The organism is Pseudomonas sp. (genome assembly GCF_051660785.1).
Lineage (GTDB): Bacteria > Pseudomonadota > Gammaproteobacteria > Pseudomonadales > Pseudomonadaceae > Aquipseudomonas.
Genome location: NZ_JBOFQE010000024.1, coordinates 18,128 through 36,662, shown reverse-complemented (window position 1 = coordinate 36,662; position 18,535 = coordinate 18,128). Strand labels below are relative to the sequence as shown.

The 18,535-nt window shown below is 56.4% G+C and carries 18 protein-coding genes; 4 read left to right on the top strand and 14 right to left on the bottom strand.

The window, feature by feature from the left end; all coding sequences use genetic code 11:
* The 14 genes from ACRC4F_RS06370 to rpmH form a co-directional block, all read right to left on the bottom strand.
* The gene (locus ACRC4F_RS06370) at positions 1-537 is read right to left on the bottom strand and encodes a F0F1 ATP synthase subunit delta (RefSeq protein WP_109626976.1); all 537 of its coding nucleotides are present in this window, start codon (positions 535-537) and stop codon (positions 1-3) included.
* A 12-nt stretch (positions 538-549) separates the two neighbouring features.
* Positions 550-1,020, bottom strand: coding sequence for a F0F1 ATP synthase subunit B (locus ACRC4F_RS06365; RefSeq protein ID WP_131059033.1), 471 nt, complete (start codon positions 1,018-1,020; stop codon positions 550-552).
* Between the two features lie 56 nt (positions 1,021-1,076).
* Positions 1,077-1,334, bottom strand: a complete 258-nt coding sequence (gene atpE, locus ACRC4F_RS06360; RefSeq protein WP_002555987.1) for a F0F1 ATP synthase subunit C — start codon at positions 1,332-1,334, stop codon at positions 1,077-1,079.
* Between the two features lie 133 nt (positions 1,335-1,467).
* Positions 1,468-2,337, bottom strand: a complete 870-nt coding sequence (atpB, locus tag ACRC4F_RS06355) for a F0F1 ATP synthase subunit A (RefSeq protein ID WP_017341701.1) — start codon at positions 2,335-2,337, stop codon at positions 1,468-1,470.
* Between the two features lie 16 nt (positions 2,338-2,353).
* Positions 2,354-2,761: a F0F1 ATP synthase subunit I gene (locus tag ACRC4F_RS06350; protein WP_150630636.1), complete on the bottom strand. Its 408-nt coding sequence runs from the start codon at positions 2,759-2,761 to the stop codon at positions 2,354-2,356.
* Positions 2,762-2,909: 148 nt separating this feature from the next.
* Complete coding sequence (locus ACRC4F_RS06345) at positions 2,910-3,782, bottom strand: ParB/RepB/Spo0J family partition protein (protein ID WP_008027541.1); 873 nt, start codon at positions 3,780-3,782, stop codon at positions 2,910-2,912.
* A 9-nt stretch (positions 3,783-3,791) separates the two neighbouring features.
* Positions 3,792-4,589 (bottom strand): ParA family protein, encoded by a 798-nt coding sequence (locus ACRC4F_RS06340; RefSeq protein ID WP_438658572.1) that lies wholly within the window; start codon positions 4,587-4,589, stop codon positions 3,792-3,794.
* A gap of 18 nt (positions 4,590-4,607) precedes the next feature.
* Positions 4,608-5,252, bottom strand: coding sequence for a 16S rRNA (guanine(527)-N(7))-methyltransferase RsmG (gene rsmG, locus ACRC4F_RS06335; RefSeq protein ID WP_438658571.1), 645 nt, complete (start codon positions 5,250-5,252; stop codon positions 4,608-4,610).
* Complete coding sequence (mnmG, locus tag ACRC4F_RS06330) at positions 5,249-7,147, bottom strand: tRNA uridine-5-carboxymethylaminomethyl(34) synthesis enzyme MnmG (protein WP_438658570.1); 1,899 nt, start codon at positions 7,145-7,147, stop codon at positions 5,249-5,251. Before mnmG ends, rsmG begins: the two co-directional genes overlap by 4 nt.
* Before the next feature lie 550 nt (positions 7,148-7,697).
* On the bottom strand, positions 7,698-9,068 hold the full coding sequence (gene mnmE / locus ACRC4F_RS06325; protein ID WP_438658569.1) for a tRNA uridine-5-carboxymethylaminomethyl(34) synthesis GTPase MnmE: 1,371 nt from the start codon (positions 9,066-9,068) through the stop codon (positions 7,698-7,700).
* Between the two features lie 79 nt (positions 9,069-9,147).
* Positions 9,148-10,833 (bottom strand): membrane protein insertase YidC, encoded by a 1,686-nt coding sequence (yidC, locus tag ACRC4F_RS06320; protein WP_438658568.1) that lies wholly within the window; start codon positions 10,831-10,833, stop codon positions 9,148-9,150.
* 2 nt (positions 10,834-10,835) lie between these two features.
* Entirely contained in the window at positions 10,836-11,081 is a 246-nt protein-coding gene (yidD, locus tag ACRC4F_RS06315) for a membrane protein insertion efficiency factor YidD (RefSeq protein ID WP_052966011.1), read from the bottom strand.
* Positions 11,074-11,475, bottom strand: a complete 402-nt coding sequence (rnpA, locus tag ACRC4F_RS06310; RefSeq protein ID WP_003187205.1) for a ribonuclease P protein component — start codon at positions 11,473-11,475, stop codon at positions 11,074-11,076. The genes yidD and rnpA overlap by 8 nt, the downstream gene beginning before the upstream one ends.
* Before the next feature lie 16 nt (positions 11,476-11,491).
* Positions 11,492-11,626 carry a 50S ribosomal protein L34 gene (gene rpmH, locus ACRC4F_RS06305; RefSeq protein WP_003213577.1) on the bottom strand — a complete coding sequence of 45 codons (135 nt, stop codon included), beginning with the start codon at positions 11,624-11,626 and terminating at the stop codon, positions 11,492-11,494.
* Between the two features lie 567 nt (positions 11,627-12,193).
* Between rpmH and dnaA the strand changes: the two genes are divergently transcribed.
* Genes dnaA through gyrB form a run of 4 tightly spaced genes read left to right on the top strand, consistent with a single transcriptional unit; the run spans position 12,194 to position 18,404 of the window.
* The gene (gene dnaA, locus ACRC4F_RS06300) at positions 12,194-13,714 is read left to right on the top strand and encodes a chromosomal replication initiator protein DnaA (protein WP_438658567.1); all 1,521 of its coding nucleotides are present in this window, start codon (positions 12,194-12,196) and stop codon (positions 13,712-13,714) included.
* Between the two features lie 39 nt (positions 13,715-13,753).
* Positions 13,754-14,857 (top strand): DNA polymerase III subunit beta, encoded by a 1,104-nt coding sequence (gene dnaN / locus ACRC4F_RS06295; protein ID WP_008155702.1) that lies wholly within the window; start codon positions 13,754-13,756, stop codon positions 14,855-14,857.
* 20 nt (positions 14,858-14,877) lie between these two features.
* Complete coding sequence (recF, locus tag ACRC4F_RS06290; protein WP_438658566.1) at positions 14,878-15,981, top strand: DNA replication/repair protein RecF; 1,104 nt, start codon at positions 14,878-14,880, stop codon at positions 15,979-15,981.
* Between the two features lie 5 nt (positions 15,982-15,986).
* Entirely contained in the window at positions 15,987-18,404 is a 2,418-nt protein-coding gene (gyrB, locus tag ACRC4F_RS06285) for a DNA topoisomerase (ATP-hydrolyzing) subunit B (protein WP_438658565.1), read from the top strand.
* Positions 18,405-18,535 lie beyond the last annotated feature (131 nt).

The window sequence follows — 18,535 nt, the reverse complement described above, 5'->3', positions numbered from 1 at the left end:
TCAAGATTTCAATGCTTCGGCAAGGCTCGCGAGTTTGCCGCGAACCGAGCCATCGATAACCAGGTCGCCGGCGCGGATGACAATGCCCCCAATAAGGGATTTGTCTTCCTCGACTTGCAGGCGCACTTCCCGGTTGAGTCGTGCACTGAGAACCTTGGCGAGTTTGTCTTGCTGTTCTTGGTTCAATGCAAAAGCACTGGTCACTTCAACGTCTACCGACTTCTCTTGTTCGGCCTTGTACAGGTCAAACAGAGCGGCAATCTCCGGCAACAGCGGGAGACGGTCGTTTTCGGCAACGACGTGAATGAAGTTCTGTGCCTTGGCATCAAACTTGTCGCCGCACACGTCAATAAACGTGGCGGCCTTGTCTGCGCTCGTCAGTCGCGGGGCCTTGAGCACGCGCTGCATAGTGTCGTCTTGCGACACTGCTGCAGCCAGGCCGAGCATGGCTGACCAAGAGGCCAGTTGCTGGTGGGCCTGGGCGTGCTCGAAGGCTGCCTTAGCGTAAGGTCGGGCCAACGTGGTCAATTCTGCCATGATCGCCCTCGCTTAAATTTCAGCAGCCAGTTTGTTTACCAGCTCCGCGTGCGCGTTTTGATCGATTGTGGAACCCAGGATCTTCTCGGCGCCGGAGACTGCCAGGCTACCCAGTTGGGTACGCAGCGCGTCTTTGACACTGTTCAGTTCCTGCTCGATCTCGGCCTGAGCCTGAACCTTCACACGGTCAGCGTCGATACGGGCTTTTTCAACAGCCTCTTCAACGATCTGGTTACCGCGTTTCTTGGCTTGCTCAATGATTTCGGCTGCCTGAGCTTTTGCTTCGCGCAGTTGCTGACCCGCTTTATCTTGGGCCAGCTCCAGGTCGCGAGCTGCTCGGGCGGCAGCGTCCAGTCCATCCGCGATCTTCTTCTGACGTTCGTGCAAAGCCGCGATGACCGGAGGCCACACGAACTTCATGCAAAACAGTACAAAAATGAAGAACGCAACGGACTGGCCAATCAGGGTTGCATTAATGTTCACGCCAACACCTCGCTCGTTCGTTGCACATCACACCAATTACTCGAAGGTTCGAGTAATTAGCCAGCGAGTTGACCAACGAATGGGTTCGCGAAAGTGAAGAACAAAGCGATACCAACACCGATCATGGTTACGGCGTCGAGCAGACCGGCAACGATGAACATTTTAACTTGCAGCATTGGAACCATTTCTGGCTGACGCGCTGCGCCTTCCAGGAACTTGCCGCCCAACAGGCCGAAACCAATTGCGGTACCCAGTGCGCCCAGGCCGATCAACAGTGCAACAGCGATAGCGGTTAGACCAACTACAGTTTCCATCTTTCCTCCCGACTTTTACGTCGTATGGTTTAGGTTTTTTAGATTTTAAAGCGGTAAAACAAATCGTTTCATAGCCCTGTTCGGGCACCCACCCGTTTGACCGGGTGGGACATCAGACTAGTCGAGACTGGTCTTAATGGTTCTCTTCGTGCGCCATCGACAAGTAAACGATGGTCAGCATCATGAAGATAAACGCCTGCAGGGTGATGATCAGGATGTGGAACACAGCCCACGCCCACTGCAGAACTATGCCCAGGCCGCTAAGCCAGAGCAGACCGCTGCCGAACATCACAGCAATCAGAATGAAGACCAGTTCGCCGGCGTACATGTTGCCGAACAGACGCAGTGCCAGCGAAATAGGCTTGGCCACCAGTGTCACGAACTCCAGCAGAAAGTTCACCGGAATCAGCAGGGCTTGAACGAAGATGTTCTTGCTGCCGAACGGGTGCAGGGTCAGTTCGCCAATGAAGCCGCCGATACCCTTGACCTTGATGCTGTAGAAAATGATCAACGCGAACACCGACAGGGCCATGCCCAGGGTAGCGTTCGGGTCAGTGGTTGATACGGCACGGAACGGAATGTGCGCATCACCAGTGATCAGGATGGCCAGCTGAGGAATCCAGTCGACCGGAATCAGGTCGACCGCGTTCATCAGGAAGACCCAGACGAAGATGGTCAGTGCCAACGGTGCAATCACCGGGCTACGGCCATGGAAGCTGTCTTTCACGCTGCCATCGACGAATTCGACCAATACTTCAACGAAGTTCTGCAAAGCACCAGGCTGACCGGAAGTCGCCTTCTTTGCCGCCATGCGGAAAAGAAGAACGAAAATCAGACCCAACGCGACCGACCAGCCGAGGGTATCGACGTGGAAAGCCCAGAAGCCCATTTCTTTAGCTTCTGCTGCGGTGTGGGCAAAACCCCACCCGCCAGTTGGGTGCTGACCGAAGGTCAGGTTCTGCAAGTGGTGCTGGATATAGCCCGAAGCGGTTGTCTCTGCCATGGTTGCCTCAAACGCCCTAAGGTCTCGAAAGTCTTGTTCTCATCAGCAGGGGCGCGAACCAGCTGACCAGTTGGGTCAACACGAAGACGCCGAATACTGCTAGCGGCGCCAATGGCTTCACACCTGCGAACGTCAATGCAAAGAGCACTGCCGTCAAAATCAGTTTGCCCGCCTCACCGGCATAAAAAGACCGGACGATGGCTTGGGCTGCTCGGGCGCCGGAAAACCGAAATGCCCTGTGAGCGAAATAAACATTGGGCAGCAAGGCTATCAGGCCTCCGCAGAGTCCCGAGTATCCGGCTACGACTCCATGCCAGTACCAGAGCGCCAAAGCGGCCAGTACCAAAACGACAAATTGAGCCATCAAGACCGGAAAAACTGCCAGGCGATGGAACGGCAAGCGGTTTGGCGTGCGGCTCTCCATCGTTTTTGCTCCCCAATGATCGGCTGCCAGAATTCAATAACTTGGCATAATTTGTGCCGACAAAATGCGCGCAGAGTATAGGGGCGGTTCTGCCCCTATTCAACTGTCAGGTAGTGATTTCCGACTGCACGCTACATGAGGAAATGTTTCAGCGAATGTGCGCGAGCACACCCTGAAGCTCATCGAGGGAGTTGTAACCAATGACCAACTGCCCTTTCCCCTTCTTTCCGTGGCGGATCTGCACCGCAGAGCCTAGGCGTTCGGCCAGGCGCTGCTCGAGTCGGGCGATATCCGGGTCCGGTTTGACCGGTTCGGCAGGCTCCTGTTTGCCACTCAACCACTGGCGAACCAGTGCCTCAGTCTGGCGTACCGTCAGCCCCCGTGCGACAACATGTCGCGCCCCTTCAACCTGTTGATTCTCCGGCAAACCGAGCAAAGCACGTGCGTGACCCATTTCCAGGTCACCGTGCGACAGCATGGTTTTGATAACTTCCGGCAACGCGATCAAGCGTAGCAGGTTGGCCACGGTCACGCGGGATTTGCCCACGGCTTCGGCCACTTGTTGCTGAGTCAGCTGGAATTCCTGCTGCAAACGCTGCAGGGCCACGGCTTCTTCGATGGGATTGAGGTCTTCACGCTGGATGTTCTCGATCAGCGCCATGGCGATCGCGGTTTCATCCGGCACATCGCGAACCATCGCCGGGATGGTTTCCTGGCCAGCCTGCTGGCTGGCACGCCAGCGACGTTCACCGGCAATGATTTCGAAGCGACCGCTGCCGATCGGACGCACCACGATCGGCTGCATCACGCCCTGGGCCTTGATCGACTGCGCCAGCTCTTCCAGCGCCTGGGGATCCATGTCCCGACGCGGCTGGTATTTGCCGCGCTGGATCAGGTCCAGAGGCAGGTGCTGCAGCTCACGCTGATCGGCCTGCACCGCTTGTTCTTCCAGCGAGCTGACAGTCGGACCACTCAGCAGTGCATCCAGTCCACGTCCGAGACCTCGTTTCTTGACGGCCATGGGGATTCCTTAAGTTGGCTGAGCGGCGGCGGTGCGTGAGTTTTTGCGTTGACGACGAACCAGCTCGCCGGCCAATGCCAGATAGGCGATAGCGCCACGCGATGCTTTGTCGTAGGCCAGTGCCGGCATGCCGTAGCTGGGTGCTTCGGCCAGACGGATATTGCGTGGGATGACTGTGTCGTACAACTGCTCGCCGAAGTGTTCCTTGAGCTGCGCCGAAACGTCGTTCATCAGGCTCAGGCGCGGGTCATACATGGTCCGCAACAGGCCCTCGACTTTCAGGTTCGGGTTGAGCAATTCAGCGATGCGCTTGATGTTATCCACAAGGTCGCTCAACCCTTCGAGCGCGAAGTACTCGCATTGCATGGGGATAATTACCCCGTCTGCTGCGACCAGTGCGTTCAGCGTCAGCATCGACAGCGACGGTGGGCAGTCGATCAAAATGTAATCGTAGTTTTCACGGATCGGCGCCAATGCACTGCGCAAGCGGCTTTCCTTCATCTGCATTTCCAGCAGAACCACTTCGGCTGCGGTCAGGTCACGGTTGGCCGGCAACAACTGGTAACCGCCGTGCTCGGAGTAGTGCATGGCCTGGGCCAGGTCGCACTCACCGATGAGCAGGTCGTAGACCGAGTTTTCCAGTCCGTGTTTATCCACACCGCTACCCATGGTGGCGTTGCCCTGTGGATCGAGATCGATCAACAGCACCCGGCGCTTGGTAGCGACCAGGGACGCTGCGAGGTTGATGCAGGTGGTGGTTTTACCCACACCACCTTTCTGGTTCGCTATCGCGAATACCTTAGCCATTCTTGCTTGTGTTCCCAATCATGCCGTGCGGCGCAGTATCAGCAGATGGCGTTGGCCTTGGCAACCAGGTACGGCCAGGGCGTGTTCGCTATCGAGGTGGAAGTCTGCGGGCAATGCTACCAGCTCATCGGCCGGATGAACGCCCTTCATTGCCAGCCAGCGTGTATCGGCGTCGCCCAAGTGGCGAGTCCAGTTACTGAAATTCTCCATGCTGCTGAACGCCCGGGAAATGATCCCGTTGAATGGCTGCGCAGGCTGGAAAGATTCGACACGGCTGTGGATAACTTGCAGGTTATCCAGTTTGAGTTCGAGTTTGACTTGGGTCAGGAAGCGGGTTTTCTTGCCGTTGCTGTCCAGACAGGTCACTTGCGACTCTGGAAACAGGATGGCCAACGGAATACCAGGCATGCCGCCGCCGCTGCCAACGTCCAGCCAGCGACCGTTCTCGACGAAAGACATCACGCTCAAACTGTCGAGCAGGTGACGGGAGACCATTTCGTCCGGATCACGCACGGCAGTCAGGTTGTAAGCCTTGTTCCATTTGATCAACAGGGCCAGATAGCCCAGCAATTGCGTGTGCTGGGCTTCTGTCAGCGTGACACCGAGCTGGCGGGCACCTGTGGATAACTCTTCGGCATGTTGCGAGGTGACCAACGAACTCAAGCGCTTTGCTCCAACTGACGGCCCGCGCCGCGTTTTTTCAAATGAATCATCAACAGCGAAATCGCTGCCGGCGTGACGCCCGGGATACGTGACGCCTGGCCCAAGGTCTCTGGACGGGTCGCACCGAGCTTGCTCTGAATCTCTTTGGAGAGACCGGAAATGTTTGTGTAATCGATATCCACAGGCAGTTTTGTGTCCTCGCTTGCCCGCAGACGAGCGATTTCATCCTGCTGACGATCGATGTAACCGGCGTATTTGGTCTTGATTTCAACCTGCTCGGCGACTTGTGGATCTTCTGCGCCACCACCGGTGACGGAGATCAAACCAGCGTAGTCGATTTCCGGACGGCTCAGCAGATTGAGCAAATTGTATTCGTGGGTCAGCGGCGTACCGAACTTCTCGGAAATTGCATCGCCCTGCTCGGTGCCCGGGCGGACCCAGGTACTTTTCAGACGCTGCTCTTCCACGTCGATGCTCTCGCGTTTCTTGCAGAACGCCGCCCAACGCGCGTCATCGACCAGTCCCAATTCGCGACCTTTTTCAGTCAGACGCAGGTCGGCGTTGTCTTCGCGCAGGATCAAGCGGTACTCGGCGCGGGAGGTGAACATCCGGTAGGGCTCTTGGGTACCAAGGGTGATCAGGTCGTCGACCAATACTCCGATGTACGCCTCGTCGCGACGCGGACACCAGGCGTCTTTGCCCTGTGCACGCAGTGCGGCGTTGGCTCCGGCCAACAAACCTTGGGCGCCGGCCTCTTCGTAACCGGTGGTGCCGTTGATTTGCCCAGCGAAAAACAGACCGCCGATGACTTTGGTTTCGAGGTTGTACTTCAGGTCACGCGGGTCGAAGTAGTCGTATTCGATGGCGTAGCCCGGGCGAACAATGTGCGCGTTTTCCATGCCGCGGATCGATTGCACGATCTGCAATTGCACGTCGAACGGCAAGGATGTGGATATCCCGTTCGGGTACAGCTCATGCGTCGTCAAACCTTCCGGCTCGATGAAGACCTGGTGGCTTTCCTTGTCGGCAAAGCGGTGGATCTTGTCTTCGATCGACGGGCAATAACGCGGGCCGATGCCTTCAATCTGCCCTGCATCGGAATACATCGGCGAACGATCGAGGTTCGCGGCAATGATTTCGTGGGTGCGGGCGTTTGTATGGGTAATCCAGCAGCTCACCTGTTTCGGATGCTGCTCTTTGGAGCCCATGAACGACATCACTGGAATCGGCGTATCGCCTGCTTGCTCGGTCATGACCGAGAAATCCACGGAACGACCGTCGATACGCGGTGGTGTACCGGTTTTCAGGCGACCCACCCGCAGTGGCAATTCACGAAGACGACGAGCCAGGGCGATCGATGGCGGATCGCCGGCGCGACCGCCGGAATAATTCTGCATGCCTATGTGGATAAGTCCACCGAGGAAAGTGCCAGTGGTCAACACCACGGAATCTGCGAGGAAACGCAGGCCCATTTGGGTGACAACACCGCGCACTTGTTCCTGTTCGACGATCAGGTCATCAGCAGCTTGTTGAAATATCCACAGGTTCGGCTGGTTTTCCAATGCTTCGCGGACAGCGGCCTTGTACAGAACCCGGTCTGCCTGAGCGCGAGTTGCACGCACGGCGGGGCCTTTGCGGCTGTTCAAAACGCGAAATTGAATACCACCTTTGTCGGTAGCCATGGCCATCGCGCCGCCAAGGGCATCAATTTCTTTCACCAGATGGCTTTTGCCGATCCCGCCAATGGCAGGGTTGCAACTCATGGCACCGAGGGTTTCCACGTTATGCGTCAGCAACAGGGTTTTCGCACCCATACGTGCTGAGGCCAGTGCTGCCTCGGTACCGGCATGACCGCCGCCGATGACGATCACTTCAAAACGGGAAGGGAAATCCACCACGCACCTCGTGCCTGCTTCAGTCAGGTAATCAGGAATAGTTTGAGCTCAGGTTTCTATACCTGGTCGGCAAGTATAGGGACTTCGCCCTTCCTAAAGAACCCTCTGCACAAAATTTAACCAGCTGTGGAGAAGTCTGGGTTATAGAAATTAAAAAGAGAGAAATTTATTAAATCTTTGTTTTTATGTTTATTTCTACTGAGGCACCTTTCTGTGGATAGATCTCTACAGGCCTTTACATTCAATATGTACAGAGATTCAAAACCCTGTGACCATGTGCCAATGAGGCCGTTGGATAACCGGTTTAAGCCTGTGGATGAAAGGGGTGGTTATCCACAGGGGACGTTATCTTCAGTTTTAAGGCCCTGTTATCAACTGCCCTTAGTGGCAGTTACTCACAGGGCTTAATCCACAGAAAACAGCTGATCGAGTAGATTCCGCACACGGAAATCCACTCAAGCAGAAAGAATCTGCTCAGCGCTGGAGGAAGATTTAGGAAAAGGGAGGGAACAGACAGGCCCTAATGGCCTGTCTGTGAACTACGGAAGGACTATTTACCGATGCAGAAGCTGGAAAAAATGCGTCCCAACAGGTCATCGGAGCTGAAGGCACCGGTGATTTCACCCAAAGAATGCTGAGCCTGGCGTAAATCTTCGGCCAGCAGTTCACCGGCGCCCGCCAAGGTCAACTGTGCACGGCCATGCTCAAGGGATGCGCTGGCATGTCGCAATGCCTCAAGGTGACGTCTGCGTGCGCTGAAGCTGCTTTCCGAAGTCTGTTCGTAGCCCATGCAGGCCTTGAGGTGATCGCGCAGCAATTCCAGGCCCTCGCCTGCGGACTTGGCACTCAGGCTGATGGTGACGTGGCCATCGTCACTGACTTCCAGGGCGATGGCTTCGCCAGTCAGATCAGCCTTGTTACGAATCAGCGTGACTTTGGCCGGATCCGGTCGGATTTCGAGGAACTCCGGCCATAAAGCGAACGGATCAAGTGCCTCAGGAGCGGTTGCATCGACCACCAGCAGCACGCGATCTGCCTCGCCGATGGCTTTCAACGCCCGCTCGACGCCGATTTTTTCCACCTGATCATCGGTATCCCGCAGACCAGCGGTGTCGACGACGTGCAACGGCATGCCATCGATGTGGATATGTTCGCGAAGAATGTCCCGGGTGGTGCCGGCAATCTCGGTCACGATCGCGGCTTCTCGACCGGCCAAGGCATTCAGCAGGCTGGACTTGCCAGCATTCGGCCGGCCGGCAATAACCACGGTCATCCCATCGCGCAGCAAGGCACCTTGCCCGGCTTCGCGAAGCACTGTGGATAATTCATCGCGCACTTTGTCGAGCATCGCCAGTACGTGGCCGTCAGCCAGGAAGTCGATTTCTTCTTCCGGGAAATCGATGGCCGCCTCGACGTAGATGCGCAGGCCAATCAACTGTTCGGTAAGGTTATGCACACGTTGGGAGAATGCGCCCTGCAACGAACGCAGCGCGTTTCGCGCAGCCTGTGCAGAACTTGCCTCGATCAAGTCGGCGATGGCTTCCGCCTGCGCCAGATCGAGTTTGTCATTGAGGAATGCACGCTCACTGAATTCACCTGGCCGGGCCAGACGACAGCCCAATTCCAGGCAACGTTTGAGCAACATATCCAGAACGATCGGCCCGCCGTGACCCTGCAGTTCAAGCACGTCTTCGCCGGTGAAGGAGTTCGGTCCCGGGAAATACAGCGCGATGCCTTCGTCCAGCACCTCTTCGTTTTCATTGAGAAACGGGCCGTAGTGGGCAAAGCGGGGTTTGAGTTCGCGACCGCTGATCGCCTTGGCGGCAATGCTCGCCAACGGCCCGGAAATACGGACGATGCCCACACCGCCACGCCCTTGAGCGGTGGCGACAGCTGCGATGGTTTCACGAGGAACGCTCATAAACCGGTATCCAGACAAAAGTGACAGATAGCAAAACGCCCCACTAGGGGGCGTTTTGAGTGGTTATCCACAGTGTAAATCAGGCAGCTGCTTTAGTAGCCGCTTCGACTTTACGCGTGATGTACCACTGTTGGGCGATGGACAGGCAGTTGTTCACTACCCAGTACAGCACCAGACCAGCCGGGAACCACAGGAAGAAGAAGGTGAAGATGATTGGCATCAGCTTCATCACCTTGGCCTGCATCGGATCCGGAGGAGTCGGGTTCAACTGCTGCTGGATGAACATGGTTGCACCCATGATGATCGGCAGAATGAAGAACGGGTCCTTGATCGACAGGTCAGTAATCCACAGCATGAACGGCGCTTGGCGCATTTCAACGCTTTCCAGCAGAACCCAGTACAGCGAAAGGAAAACCGGCATCTGCACGAGGATTGGCAAGCAACCACCCAGCGGATTGATCTTCTCTTTCTTGTACAGCTCCATCATGGCTTGCGACATTTTCTGCCGGTCATCGCCATGTTGCTCTTTCAGCGCGGCCAGTTTCGGTGCCACTGCACGCATGCGTGCCATGGATTTGTAGCTGGCAGCCGACAGCGGGAAGAAAATCCCTTTGATCAGCATGGTCAGGAAGATGATCGACCAGCCCCAGTTACCGATCAGCGCGTGGATGTGTTGCAGCAGCCAGAAGATTGGCTGGGCAATGAACCACAGAATGCCGTAGTCGACGGTCAATTCCAGACCTGGGGACAACTCTTTCAGCACAGCCTGGCTTTTCGGGCCGGCGTACAGAACAGCGCTGACTTCAGCTTTTGCACCTGGTGCAACGGTCACTGCCGGAGCGGTGTAGCCGATGATGTAGTTGCCTTTGCTGTCTTTACGGGTCTGGACGACGTTGTTTTCGCCCTTCGCCGGAATCCATGCGGTCACGAAGTAGTGCTGCAACCAGGCAACCCAACCACCGTTAACGGTTTCTTTCAGCTGAGCCTTGTCCATGTCCTTCATCGACACTTTCTTGTACGGCTCGTTACTTGTCCACAGGGCGGCGCCCAGGTAAGTCGCGGTGCCGGTGGCAGTGCTGGAAGAAGGATCGGAGCTGGCGTCACGCTTCAGCTGGGCAAACATCGCACCCGACCAAGGCTTGGCGCTTTCGTTGTCGATCAAGTAGGAAACAGTTACGTCGTACAGGCCACGTTTCACGGTGAAACGCTTGATGTAGTTGACGCCGTCCTTGCTGAACTTGAGGTCCACGACCAATTGGTCCTGGCCGTCAGCCAACTGGTAGATCTTCTTCTCGGAGGAGTAAACCGGACGACCGGCCGGATTTGCGTCCGGACCATCAGTACCGATCAAACCGCTCTGGGCCAGATAAGTCCGCTCGTTGCCGTTATCGAACAACTGGAATGGAATTTCCGGATGGTCCTGGCGACGTGGATACAGCGGCAGCGTCAACTGGGCAACATCACCACCTTGTGGATCGATAGCCAGGTTGAGCACATCCGTTTTGATCTGGATGAGATCTTTGCTTACAGCTACTGGTGTTTCAGCAGGTGCAGTTGCACTGGTATCACTTGCGGCGCGTGGAATGTCGTCACTGACAGAAGCATTATTGCCAGTCGCCGTGTCCGGTAGGCCCGGTGCGGTAGTACTGGAAGCAACATTCTGAGTCGGCAGGGCAGCCTGGCCATAGTCCTGGTTCCATTTAAGAACCATAACGTAGGACACGATTGCCAGGGCGACGATCAGGATCGTGCGTTTGATATCCATGATTACTCGGCCATCGAAGAAGAACGGGAGGTAGGGATAGATGGAACCGGGTCATAACCACCGGGATTCCACGGATGACAGCGACCTAAACGACGAAAGGTCAGCCAGCCACCGCGCAGAAGGCCATGATTTTCTATGGCTTCATACGCGTAGCAGGAACAACTGGGGTAGAAACGACAGTGACTGGCCATCAGAGGACTAATGGCATAGCGATAAAACTGGATCGGAACGAGTGCCAGTTTACGCATCGGGACTGTCTACCCCTACAGTTTCGGTGTTGACTGCTGGTACCGGCTTGCTACGTGCCAGACGCTTCCAGAGCTTGCCGAAATGCTGAATCAATTCGGGGTTTTCTACGTCACCCAAACCTTTGCGCGCGACGATAACGATGTCCCATCCGACCAGAGAATCCTGGTTCAGGCGAAACGATTCGCGCATCAGACGTTTGAGGCGATTGCGCTCGACGGAGAGCTTTACGCTCTTTTTCCCGATAACCAGCCCGAGACGGGGGTGATCGAGATCGTTGTTGCGCGCAAGGAGCAGGAGATTTTTCCCCGGAACCTTGCCGGTAGGGGAGTCAAAGACTGCCTTGAAATGCCGGGGAGTAAGCAGACGCTTTTCCCGACTGAAGTCCTGACTCACCTCCAGTGCCGGCTTATCAAACTGCCAGACGCGCACGACCTTTGGCGCGGCGACGCGACAGAACGGCACGGCCGTTCTTGGTAGCCATGCGAGCACGGAAACCGTGGGTACGAGCGCGTTTGATAGTGCTTGGTTGGAAAGTACGTTTCATTGTCGTGTTACCTGGTTCGTCCACAACGGGCCGGAATGGCCCCCGTTTTAAGAGACCGGGGATTCTAGAGAAAGCAAGCCTCTAGGTCAATTTCCAACCAGCGTTTCCTTATAAATAGATATCCAGGCTTTTTCTCGTCCGCAGGTCCTTCGCTAGATATAAAAATAAAGAAGGAAGTTATTTAAAGCTTTTCTGTAAAGCTTATAAAAGCTAGGCACCCGATCATCTGTGGATAACTGCCTTTAGCCCATCTATCTCGTGCTGTACAGAGAATGACAACTACGGTGGAAAACGGTGGTCAGCCTGTGCTGCGCTGTCGGATAAGCTGTGTGTGGAATGGGTAGTTATCCACAGGCAGGTTATCCACCGAGTTTCGCCCCCACTTGTCCAGTGCCCTCATGGGCAGTTATCCACAGAGCTTATTCACATACCATTGGTCGTCTTTTTGACGGTTACCGCGTTGATAATTCATGGCCTGTGCGCAACCTGCATGTGGATAAGTGGACGTCTGGCCGCTACAATGGCCGCTTGTTTTTGCCTCACCGGCTTTCAACTTAGGGGATATCCGTGTCAGTGGAACTTTGGCAGCAGTGCGTGGAGCTTTTGCGCGATGAGCTGCCTGCCCAACAATTCAACACTTGGATCCGTCCACTACAGGTCGAAGCCGAAGGCGACGAGTTGCGTGTTTACGCACCGAATCGTTTTGTTCTCGACTGGGTAAACGAAAAGTACCTGGGCCGCGTCCTTGAACTGCTGGATGAGCATGGCAATGGCATGGCGCCTGCGCTCTCCTTATTAATAGGCAGCAAACGCAGTTCGGCACCGCGTGCGGCACCGAATGCACCGTTGGCTGCCGCAGCTTCCCAGGCTCAGGCCGCTCAAGCACCACTCAGCGCGCCAGCACCTGCTCCCGCGGTCCAACAGACCAAGCGTGCAACGCAAAAAGTCGCCGAGGTGAGTGAAGAGCCGTCTCGCGACAGCTTCGACCCAATGGCCGGCGCCAGTTCGCAACAGGCACCGGTTCGCTCCGAGCAGCGCACGGTGCAGGTCGAGGGCGCGCTCAAGCACACCAGCTACCTGAACCGGACCTTCACCTTCGAAAACTTCGTTGAAGGTAAATCCAACCAACTGGCCCGGGCTGCAGCCTGGCAAGTGGCGGATAACCCGAAGCACGGTTACAACCCGCTGTTCCTTTATGGTGGCGTCGGCCTGGGTAAGACCCACTTGATGCACGCGGTGGGTAACCACCTATTAAAGAAGAACCCGAATGCCAAGGTCGTTTACCTGCACTCGGAGCGCTTTGTCGCTGACATGGTCAAGGCCCTGCAGCTGAACGCGATCAATGAGTTCAAGCGCTTCTACCGTTCGGTGGATGCGTTGCTGATCGATGACATTCAGTTCTTCGCCCGCAAAGAGCGATCCCAGGAAGAGTTTTTCCACACCTTCAACGCCCTGCTTGAAGGTGGCCAGCAGGTCATCCTTACCAGTGACCGCTATCCAAAAGAAATCGAAGGACTTGAAGAACGCCTTAAATCCCGCTTCGGCTGGGGCCTGACGGTTGCCGTCGAGCCTCCGGAGCTGGAAACCCGCGTAGCGATCCTGATGAAAAAGGCCGACCAGGCTAAAGTCGATCTGCCACACGATGCGGCATTCTTCATTGCCCAGCGCATTCGCTCCAACGTCCGCGAGCTGGAAGGTGCGCTCAAACGCGTCATTGCCCACTCTCACTTCATGGGTCGCGATATCACCATCGAGTTGATTCGCGAATCTCTGAAAGACTTGTTGGCGCTGCAAGACAAACTGGTCTCTGTGGATAACATTCAGCGCACGGTCGCCGAGTACTACAAGATCAAGATATCCGATCTGCTGTCCAAGCGTCGTTCACGCTCGGTCGCACGTCCGCGTCAGGTTGCAATGGCGTTGTCCAAAGAGTTGACTAACCACAGCCTGCCGGAAATCGGTGATGTGTTTGGCGGCCGCGACCACACGACCGTTTTGCACGCCTGCCGCAAGATCAACGAACTCAAGGAATCCGACGCGGACATCCGCGAGGACTACAAGAACCTGCTGCGTACACTGACCACTTGATGAACACCAGCGCAGCTTATTAAGGCAAGGGACTAGACCATGCATTTCACCATTCAACGCGAAGCCCTGTTGAAACCCCTGCAACTGGTCGCAGGCGTCGTCGAGCGCCGACAGACCTTGCCGGTGCTCTCCAACGTGCTGCTGGTTGTCGAAGGCCAGCAACTGTCGCTGACCGGTACCGACCTGGAAGTCGAGCTGGTCGGTCGTGTGCAACTCGAAGAGCCTGCGGATCCGGGTTCCATCACCGTGCCTGCGCGCAAGCTGATGGACATCTGCAAGAGCTTGCCGAACGATGCGCTGATCGACATCAAGGTCGACGAGCAGAAGCTCGTGGTAAAGGCTGGCCGTAGCCGCTTTACCCTGTCGACCCTGCCGGCCAACGATTTCCCAACGGTTGAAGAAGGCCCTGGCTCGCTGACGTGCAGCCTGGAGCAAAGCAAACTGCGTCGCCTGATCGAACGCACGAGCTTCGCCATGGCCCAGCAAGACGTGCGTTATTACCTGAACGGCATGCTGCTGGAGGTTTCTGAAGGCATCATCCGCGCCGTGGCCACTGACGGTCACCGTCTGGCCATGTGCTCGATGAAGGCGGATATCGGTCAGCCGGATCGCCACCAGGTGATCGTGCCGCGCAAGGGTATCCTTGAGCTGGCGCGTCTGCTGACCGAGCCGGACGGCATCGTCAGTATCGTGCTGGGTCAACACCACATCCGCGCCACTACCGGCGAGTTCACCTTCACCTCGAAACTGGTCGACGGCAAATTCCCTGACTACGAGCGCGTTCTGCCAAAAGGTGGCGACAAACTGGTACTCGGTGATCGCCAGGCCCTGCGTGAAGCCTTTAGCCGCACCGCGATTCTGTCCAACGAGAAGTACCGCGGCATCCGTCTGCAATTGGCCAACGGTCAGCTGAAGATCCAGGCGAACAACCCGGAGCAGGAAGAAGCTGAAGAAGAAGTGGGCGTTGAGTACAACGGCGGCAATCTGGAAATCGGCTTCAACGTGAGCTATCTGCTCGACGTGCTGGGTGTTATGACCACCGAGCAGGTTCGCCTGATCCTGTCCGACTCCAACAGCAGTGCGCTGGTGCAGGAGTCCGACAACGACGACTCGGCTTACGTCGTCATGCCGATGCGTCTGTAATCATGCTCAGCAGAAGCTAGATGTCCTTAAGTCGCGTCTCGGTCACCGCGGTGCGCAATCTGCACCCGGTGACCTTCTCCCCCTCCCCCCGAATCAATATTCTTTACGGCGCCAACGGCAGCGGCAAAACCAGTGTTCTGGAAGCCATTCACCTGCTGGGGCTTGCCCGTTCGTTTCGTAGCAGCCGGCTCTTGCCCGTCATTCAGTACGAGCAGTTGGCGTGCACGGTGTTTGGGCAGGTTGAGGTGGCCGAGGGCGGCCACAGCGCCTTGGGGATATCTCGCGACCGTCAGGGAGAGTTCCAGATACGCATCGACGGTCAGAACGCTCGTAGCGCGGCGCAACTGGCGGAGATCCTGCCGCTTCAGCTGATTAACCCGGATAGTTTCCGCTTGCTGGAGGGCGCGCCGAAGATTCGTCGGCAGTTTCTCGACTGGGGCGTGTTCCACGTGGAACCGCGATTCATGTCCACTTGGCAGCGCTTGCAGAAGGCCCTGCGCCAGAGAAACTCTTGGCTGCGGCATGGTACACTTGACGCCGTTTCGCAAGCGGTTTGGGACAGGGAACTGTGCCAGGCCAGCGCTGAAATAGATGAATACCGCCGCGCTTACATCAAAGCCTTGAAACCAGTCTTTGAACAGACCTTGAGCGAACTGGTTGAGCTCGAGGGCTTGACGCTCAGTTATTACCGCGGTTGGGACAAGGACCGCGAGCTGAGTGCTGTGCTCGCCGGATCCCTTCAAAGGGATCAGCAAATGGGTCATACCCAGGCTGGACCACAACGTGCTGATTTGCGTCTTAGATTGGGCGCACATAACGCCGCGGACATCTTGTCCCGTGGCCAGCAGAAGTTGGTGGTCTGTGCATTGCGGATTGCCCAAGGGCATCTGGTGAGCCAGGCCCGACGCGGCCAGTGTATTTATCTGGTGGATGACCTGCCGTCCGAACTGGACGAGCACCACCGTCGCGCGCTTTGCCGCTTGCTGGAAGACTTACGCTGCCAGGTGTTTATCACCTGTGTAGATCACGAATTATTGAGGGAAGGCTGGCAGACGGAAACGCCAGTCGCTCTGTTCCACGTGGAACAGGGCCGTATCACCCAGACCCACGACCATCGGGAGTGAAGGCATTGAGCGAAGAAAATACGTACGACTCAACGAGCATTAAAGTGCTGAAAGGCCTGGATGCCGTACGCAAACGTCCCGGTATGTACATTGGTGACACCGACGATGGCAGCGGTCTGCACCATATGGTGTTCGAGGTGGTCGACAACTCGATCGACGAAGCGCTCGCTGGCCACTGCGACGACATCAGCATCATTATCCACCCGGACGAATCCATCACCGTTCGCGACAACGGCCGTGGCATCCCGGTAGACGTACACAAAGAAGAAGGCGTTTCCGCAGCCGAGGTCATCATGACCGTGCTGCACGCCGGCGGTAAGTTCGACGATAACTCCTACAAAGTATCCGGCGGCCTTCACGGTGTAGGCGTCTCGGTTGTGAACGCCCTGTCCGAAGAGCTGGTCCTGACCGTTCGCCGCAGCGGCAAGATCTGGGAACAGACCTATATCCACGGCGTTCCGAAAGAGCCGATGAAAATCGTTGGCGAGAGCGAAACCACCGGTACTCAGATCCACTTCAAACCGTCCGACCTGACCTTCAAGAACATCCATTTCAGCTGGGACATCCTGGCCAAGCGGATTCGTGAACTGTCCTTCCTCAACTCCGGTGTCGGCATCGTCCTCAAGGATGAGCGCAGCGGCAAGGAAGAGTTGTTCAAATACGAAGGCGGCCTGCGTGCGTTCGTTGAATACTTGAACACCAACAAGACTCCGGTCAACCAGGTGTTCCATTTCAACATCCAGCGTGAAGACGGCATCGGCGTAGAAATCGCCCTGCAGTGGAACGACAGCTTTAACGAGAACCTGTTGTGCTTCACCAACAACATTCCACAGCGCGACGGCGGTACTCACCTGGTGGGTTTCCGTTCCGCACTGACGCGTAACCTGAACACCTACATCGAAGCAGAAGGTCTGGCGAAGAAGCATAAAGTCGCCACCACCGGTGACGATGCCCGTGAAGGCCTGACCGCGATCATTTCGGTAAAAGTGCCGGATCCGAAGTTCAGCTCCCAGACCAAAGACAAGCTGGTGTCTTCCGAAGTGAAGACCGCGGTCGAACAGGAAATGGGCAAGTACTTCTCCGACTTCCTGCTGGAAAATCCAAACGAAGCGAAACTGGTCGTCGGCAAGATGATCGACGCGGCTCGCGCTCGTGAAGCGGCGCGTAAAGCCCGTGAGATGACCCGTCGCAAAGGCGCGCTGGATATCGCCGGCCTGCCGGGCAAACTGGCTGACTGCCAGGAAAAAGACCCTGCCCTCTCCGAACTGTACCTCGTGGAAGGTGACTCTGCTGGCGGTTCCGCCAAGCAGGGACGTAACCGCCGCACCCAGGCCATCCTGCCTCTCAAGGGCAAGATCCTGAACGTCGAGAAGGCGCGCTTCGACAAGATGATCTCTTCCCAGGAAGTGGGCACCTTGATCACCGCGCTGGGCTGCGGCATCGGTCGCGACGAGTACAACATCGACAAGCTGCGTTACCACAACATCATCATCATGACCGATGCTGACGTCGACGGTTCGCACATCCGTACCCTGCTGCTGACCTTCTTCTTCCGTCAGCTGCCGGAGCTGATCGAGCGTGGCTACATCTATATCGCCCAGCCACCGCTGTACAAAGTCAAGAAAGGCAAGCAAGAGCAATACATCAAAGACGACGACGCCATGGAAGAGTACATGACGCAGTCGGCCCTGGAAGACGCGAGCCTGCACCTGAACGAAGAAGCCCCGGGTATCTCCGGTGAAGCGCTTGAGCGCTTGGTGAATGATTTCCGTCTGGTGATGAAGACCCTCAAGCGTCTGTCGCGCCTGTACCCACAGGAACTGACCGAGCACTTCATCTACCTGCCGGCTGTCAGCCTGGAGCAATTGTCCGATCACGCAGCGATGCAGGAATGGATGGCCCAGTACGAAGTCCGCCTGCGCACCGTCGAGAAGTCTGGCCTTGTCTACAAAGCCAGCCTGCGTGAAGACCGTGAACGTAACGTCTGGCTGCCAGAGGTCGAACTGATCTCCCACGGCTTGTCGAACTACGTAACGTTCAACCGCGACTTCTTCGGCAGCAACGATTACAGAACCGTTGTATCCCTGGGCGCTCAACTGAGCACCTTGCTGGACGACGGCGCGTACATCCAGCGTGGCGAACGCAAGAAGCCGGTCACCGAGTTCAAGGAAGCCCTTGAATGGCTGATGGCTGAAAGCACCAAGCGTCACACCATCCAGCGATACAAAGGTCTGGGCGAAATGAACCCGGATCAGCTTTGGGAAACCACCATGGACCCAAGCCAGCGCCGGATGCTCAAAGTGACCATCGAAGACGCCATTGGCGCAGACCAGATCTTCAACACCCTGATGGGTGATGCGGTCGAACCTCGCCGTGACTTCATCGAAAGCAACGCCCTGGCGGTGTCCAACCTGGACTTCTGATCCGGGGTTAATTGGACACATTCAGTAGCTCACTAAAATAAACCCCGGCCTTTTCGTCGGGGTTTTTTTTCGTTAATAGGTTGAGAATAGGACCGCTGACTGAGCGCCACGACATTGAGCTGATGAACGAC

Bases quoted from the DNA above. Each gene is read 5' to 3' on its own strand.
- ACRC4F_RS06345 (WP_008027541.1), bottom strand. From the start codon at position 3,782: ATGGCCGTCAAGAAACGAGGTCTCGGACGTGGACTGGATGCACTGCTG.
- mnmE (WP_438658569.1), bottom strand. From the start codon at position 9,068: ATGAGCGTTCCTCGTGAAACCATCGCAGCTGTCGCCACCGCTCAAGGG.
- recF (WP_438658566.1), top strand. From the start codon at position 14,878: ATGTCCTTAAGTCGCGTCTCGGTCACCGCGGTGCGCAATCTGCACCCG.
- yidC (WP_438658568.1), bottom strand. From the start codon at position 10,833: ATGGATATCAAACGCACGATCCTGATCGTCGCCCTGGCAATCGTGTCC.
- atpB (WP_017341701.1), bottom strand. From the start codon at position 2,337: ATGGCAGAGACAACCGCTTCGGGCTATATCCAGCACCACTTGCAGAAC.
- rpmH (WP_003213577.1), bottom strand. From the start codon at position 11,626: ATGAAACGTACTTTCCAACCAAGCACTATCAAACGCGCTCGTACCCAC.
- ACRC4F_RS06350 (WP_150630636.1), bottom strand. From the start codon at position 2,761: ATGGAGAGCCGCACGCCAAACCGCTTGCCGTTCCATCGCCTGGCAGTT.
- dnaN (WP_008155702.1), top strand. From the start codon at position 13,754: ATGCATTTCACCATTCAACGCGAAGCCCTGTTGAAACCCCTGCAACTG.
- atpE (WP_002555987.1), bottom strand. From the start codon at position 1,334: ATGGAAACTGTAGTTGGTCTAACCGCTATCGCTGTTGCACTGTTGATC.
- ACRC4F_RS06340 (WP_438658572.1), bottom strand. From the start codon at position 4,589: ATGGCTAAGGTATTCGCGATAGCGAACCAGAAAGGTGGTGTGGGTAAA.
- ACRC4F_RS06370 (WP_109626976.1), bottom strand. From the start codon at position 537: ATGGCAGAATTGACCACGTTGGCCCGACCTTACGCTAAGGCAGCCTTC.
- yidD (WP_052966011.1), bottom strand. From the start codon at position 11,081: ATGCGTAAACTGGCACTCGTTCCGATCCAGTTTTATCGCTATGCCATT.